The sequence below is a fragment of the Flavobacteriales bacterium genome (assembly GCA_013214975.1).
In the GTDB taxonomy this organism is placed as follows: Bacteria; Bacteroidota; Bacteroidia; order DT-38; family DT-38; genus DT-38.
Genome location: JABSPR010000092.1, coordinates 1 through 4,655, shown reverse-complemented (window position 1 = coordinate 4,655; position 4,655 = coordinate 1). Strand labels below are relative to the sequence as shown.

Here is a 4,655-nt window from a genome sequence, read left to right as displayed (position 1 = left end):
TTTCATCAATAAAAACAACTAAAATGGAGATGATAAAATTAGAAAAGCAAATAAAAAATGGCATTCTGTTATTTATAATTGGATTAATTCTAAGTGGGGTTACTGCTTTTCCACTAGAAACGGAACTTAAAATATTAACGGATTTATTAACGCCTAGCACGTTCATACACGACTGGATTTCGGCAACGCATGAAGGTGTAAAGTTTGCAAACGACAACTACCCTTTCCTTGCGTACGGGACGGATTGGTTAGCTTTTGCTCACCTTGTTATTGCTGTAGTATTCATCGGGCCTTACTTAGATCCAGTTAGAAATATCTGGGTTATAAAATTCGGCATGATTGCATGCGTGATGGTATTCCCTTTGGCTCTTATTGCCGGACCAATTAGAGGAATTCCACTTTACTGGCAACTGGTAGACTGCTCATTTGGGATCTTCGGATTTGGGCTACTCTACTTAATTCACACCAAAATCAAGCTTTTAGAAACCACTAAATCTTCAAACTATGCTTATTAAATCAATCAACTGGCTTACTCTGCTTGCATGTTACTTGGTAGTATGTATTCCAGATTATTTCCTGGTAGCCTTACTACGATCATTTACAGTTCAAATTGCTTGTGCATCATTTGTTATTGGCATCTATTATTTCGGAAAACAAAATCACATTCATTACGGGATAGCTGTTACAAGTATTGTCTTATGCTTCGCCACATTTACGGGTGCATTTATAAAAGAAGATGTGTTGGCTACGGATTCAGATACATTTACTGTTGCCCATTTTAATGTTCTAAAGTTCAACAACAAGTTCGATAGTGTAATTAATAGCGCTTTAGAAACAGATGCAGACATCATCTCTTTTCAAGAAACCAATGCTATTTGGGATTTCAAGCTCAGGAAAAAATTAAGTAATAAGTATCCTTATGTAATTTCCGTTCCTAAAGAAGCATGCTGCTATGGACTCTCAGTTTTCTCAAAAACTAAAATATCCAATGGTGAGACTACATTTTTCGGAGGACATCCAAACCTCGTAGGTGACATTGAACTTAATGACACCACTGTACATTTTGTTTGTTCGCATACTGCTGCTCCCACATCTAATGCCGGTTTTGAAAACAGAAACCAACACATCAAAGAGATATCAAGCTATGTATCTAATCTTGACCAACCTGTTTTGGTAATCGGTGATTTTAATAGTGTACCCTGGGATATTAATATCCAAGGATTCAAGTCAAGAACAGGTTTAATAGATAGCCGTACGAATATTTGCCCAACCTACCCTGCTTGGCTTAAAATCGGCATGATCCCGATAGATTTCATTTTCCATTCTGAAGAACTAACCTGCACAGAGTTTAATAATATAGACACTACCTCCTCTGATCATTACGGGGTAATAGGCCAATATAATTTTAAAGCGATATGATAACAGATACTCAACCAAACCCATTGATTAAACAAATTGGATGGCTCATACTCTTTAGCATAGCTATGGGCTTTCTTGAAAGTTCAGTAGTCGTTTATTTGAGAGAACTCTACTACCCTAATGGCTTCGACTTCCCCCTAGAACCCATTGACAAAGAAATTGCTTTCACTGAGTTTTGGCGAGAGGTTGCGACTATTGTAATGCTCGCTGGTATCAGTATTCTGTCTGGCACTTCAAAGACACAACGATTTGCATTCTTCCTTATCTCTTTTGCAATTTGGGATATCTTCTACTATGTCTTCCTCTATATTCTATTGGCCTGGCCTTCTACATTAATGACATGGGATATTCTTTTCTTGATTCCGGTTCCATGGGTTGGCCCTGTGGTTACACCAGTAATTATTTCTCTATTAATGATTGGCTTAGGAAGTAGTCTAATCTATCATAATGCAGGAGGAATGAATTGGAAGGAATGGTCTTATTCCATTGTAGGTTCTCTTATCGTTGTTTTCTCATGGACACTAGACTACTTCACTTTTATAACAAGGAAAGGCTCAAACCAAGGCCTTTGGACACTTTCATCCGAACACGACTTATTTGACTCTACAGCCAAATATATACCGCAAGATTTTAACTGGTACATCTTTTTGTTTGGCATCACATTTCTTCTATTTGCCATCTATTCATACAATCGTAGATGTCTAACTCAGAGGGTATGATTAAATCCAGATTAAACAGTTTCAAATACGCCCTAACAGGAATCCTTGTGACCTTTAGATCAGAAACCAATTTTAGAATTCATCTTACTGGAGCCTTTTTAGCAATTTTACTGAGTACCTATCTTAGTATATCTAGGATTGAATGGGTTGCTATCATTCTTTGCATAGTCCTTGTTTTAGCAGCTGAAGTATTCAATACTTCTATAGAGAAATTGGTTGATCTCATGCATCCTGAAAGAAGTGATAAAGCGGGAGTAATTAAAGATATTTCTGCAGGTGCGGTTTTGATAACAGCTATTGGGTCTTTAGTAGTAGCGGGAATAATATTGGGCCCCAACGCATTAAAACTACTATGAATAGATATAATGAGGATAACGCCTCTACCCTATTACAATTGAAAAAGACCAGTCTTTATCACTGAATAGAATTAGGTAATTTAGTATACAAAGAGGAGAAATAATGAAAATTAAGAAAAGGTATATCGTATTGTTGATTATTGGATTTGCATTTATTTACGATTCATACTATCCTTCATGGTTAATAACAGGATCATATAAAAGCCATGTATCTGATACATTTGCGACTGGAGGAATAGAGGATAATGAAACGTTAGAAATATTTAGTGACGGAAGTTTCAAAGCTGATAGTTGGGGAGATGGGACTTGGAAACTAGAACATCGATTTAAAGGAACTAGAATTTATTTCAAATTCAAAAATGAAGGAGTAAGTACCTATTTCTATCGTAGGATGTTCTTTAGTAAGCCAAGAATCGAAATATTTAGAGACTTGAATTCTGCATTTATAAAGGACTAAATTAAAGCAACTGGCTACAACAAAACCTAAAGTAAATGGCCAAAACTATGATTCCCCTAATTGTAAAATTCTTTAAAATTTGGTGGTACCCAATAATGGTTCTCGTAATCTCTGGTGCAATTTTTTTAACAGGGTTATTGGTTAAGCAAGATTTTGTGATCGACATAAGTTTGCTGGGATTTCTAATTGCGTGCATCTTGATTTTCATTTCATGCATAACGCAACTCTTTATAAAAAAATGGTATTTCGGTCTTCTTCAAGTAGCCATTACCGTTCCCATTATTTATTACCTACTTCTTTTAATGGCACTTTCTCCCCCAGATTTCTTTGCGGCGCACTTAGCAATACCCAGCGATATTGAGATTTCTAATCCTGCTACTAGCGAACCATCTCATGAAGAAATTCATAGTAAAAAGCTTGTTTTAACACAAAGTTTTCAGCCTGGTATCTATAATTATTACGTATTACATTCTGGAGATAATCAAGGCACATACTTTATAAAAGCTTATGAAATCACCTCTAATCAAGTCCTTTCAGAATCAAGACTAAAAGACAGATCGAAAATTTACGCGGATGAAACTTATCAAAAAGTGCATAAAAATGATTTCACTATTTATGAAGGTGACTGGGGTCAGGAATATGCGGCAAGAATTGAATTATGGTTTATCCCGAGTAACGGAGGTTCTGAATACAAAATTGAAGAGAGCAATTATATAGTTGAAGGATGGATGAGATAACAGTACATGACTACATTCTTCTTACATTTAACTTCGCGGTTATTAAGTATCTAGCAAGGCAATCCGGTGGACATTTTGCCCAATAACGATAAATATTACGCTAGACTATGATGCTTTAGCCAAGGGTAGATGGTATGGATAAATGGAAACAGCCTTTACAAAAGACTGACCTATCTAATAATAGTTACGGTACCTGCAACAGTTTCAACTTCAGAGTTATTCACGTCGACACGATTAACGCCATCAAACCCTTTCGCTGATATAACATAGAAGTATACTCCATCCGGCACTTCCCTTCCTGCGAGGGTTCGTCCATCCCATGCAGCCTCCGGGGATTCCCAGTGATACAGTTTCCCTCCCCAGCGGTTATATATATCGCCTTCAAAAAACTCCAAATAACAATGATCTATCATTTCAAAAATGTCGTTCACTCCATCTCCATTTGGTGTAAATACGTTTGGTATTTGTAAACAAGAAGGGGTACTTACATTAAAAGAGAGGCTATCTGATGCAGGACAAAAACCATTTTTACTAACTGTTAGTTTCGCAAAGAATCTAGTTGGCATCCTATGTTCAAAAACATAAGACGGTATACTATCACCAAGAGCCTCTCCTTCTTCAGTTATGATCACATCATTGGTATTCGGATCATCATGTTCCATCCAATACCTCCAAATATTTTCATTCAAAGTCCTATTTGTACTCAAATCAATAAATTGAACATCCAAAGGCCCTATATAGTACCCATCGGCTTGCGGTTCAATAGGATCCGAAATCCAATCAAACTTAACCGACACGCTATCTGGTCGTTTCACCTCAATAGATGCAGTTATTGAACATTCGTTATCATCTGAAACAGTAACACGATAACTTCCATCGTTAAATCCACATACCCCTCTTCTCATAGAGTTTGAATAAATAGAAACACCACCTTCAGAAGGCAAATCAAAAGTTCCATCGGTTAGGT

The 4,655-nt window shown here is 36.6% G+C and carries 7 protein-coding genes; 6 read left to right on the top strand and 1 reads right to left on the bottom strand.

From position 1 onward, the window contains the following. Nucleotides 1-23 precede the first annotated feature (23 nt). The 6 genes from HRT72_03830 to HRT72_03805 all read left to right on the top strand — a co-directional run bounded on the left by HRT72_03830 (nt 24) and on the right by HRT72_03805 (nt 3,688). The gene (locus HRT72_03830; protein NQY66836.1) at nt 24-515 is read left to right on the top strand and encodes a hypothetical protein; all 492 of its coding nucleotides are present in this window, start codon (nt 24-26) and stop codon (nt 513-515) included. After that, entirely contained in the window at nt 505-1,419 is a 915-nt protein-coding gene (locus HRT72_03825) for an endonuclease/exonuclease/phosphatase family protein (protein ID NQY66835.1), read from the top strand. Before HRT72_03830 ends, HRT72_03825 begins: the two co-directional genes overlap by 11 nt. Then, nucleotides 1,416-2,138, top strand: a complete 723-nt coding sequence (locus HRT72_03820; GenBank protein NQY66834.1) for a hypothetical protein — start codon at nt 1,416-1,418, stop codon at nt 2,136-2,138. Before HRT72_03825 ends, HRT72_03820 begins: the two co-directional genes overlap by 4 nt. After that, nucleotides 2,135-2,494, top strand: a complete 360-nt coding sequence (locus tag HRT72_03815; GenBank protein NQY66833.1) for a diacylglycerol kinase family protein — start codon at nt 2,135-2,137, stop codon at nt 2,492-2,494. Before HRT72_03820 ends, HRT72_03815 begins: the two co-directional genes overlap by 4 nt. Before the next feature lie 103 nt (nt 2,495-2,597). Then, nucleotides 2,598-2,951, top strand: a complete 354-nt coding sequence (locus tag HRT72_03810; GenBank protein ID NQY66832.1) for a hypothetical protein — start codon at nt 2,598-2,600, stop codon at nt 2,949-2,951. 35 nt (nt 2,952-2,986) lie between these two features. Then, the gene (locus HRT72_03805) at nt 2,987-3,688 is read left to right on the top strand and encodes a hypothetical protein (protein ID NQY66831.1); all 702 of its coding nucleotides are present in this window, start codon (nt 2,987-2,989) and stop codon (nt 3,686-3,688) included. 170 nt (nt 3,689-3,858) lie between these two features. Here HRT72_03805 and HRT72_03800 read toward each other — a convergent pair. Further along, nucleotides 3,859-4,655 (bottom strand): gliding motility-associated C-terminal domain-containing protein (locus HRT72_03800; protein ID NQY66830.1); only part of this gene is annotated, 797 nt, incomplete at its 5' end.

Bases quoted from the DNA above. Each gene is read 5' to 3' on its own strand.
- HRT72_03820 (NQY66834.1), top strand. From the start codon at position 1,416: ATGATAACAGATACTCAACCAAACCCATTGATTAAACAAATTGGATGG.
- HRT72_03810 (NQY66832.1), top strand. From the start codon at position 2,598: ATGAAAATTAAGAAAAGGTATATCGTATTGTTGATTATTGGATTTGCA.
- HRT72_03830 (NQY66836.1), top strand. From the start codon at position 24: ATGGAGATGATAAAATTAGAAAAGCAAATAAAAAATGGCATTCTGTTA.
- HRT72_03815 (NQY66833.1), top strand. From the start codon at position 2,135: ATGATTAAATCCAGATTAAACAGTTTCAAATACGCCCTAACAGGAATC.
- HRT72_03805 (NQY66831.1), top strand. From the start codon at position 2,987: ATGGCCAAAACTATGATTCCCCTAATTGTAAAATTCTTTAAAATTTGG.
- HRT72_03825 (NQY66835.1), top strand. From the start codon at position 505: ATGCTTATTAAATCAATCAACTGGCTTACTCTGCTTGCATGTTACTTG.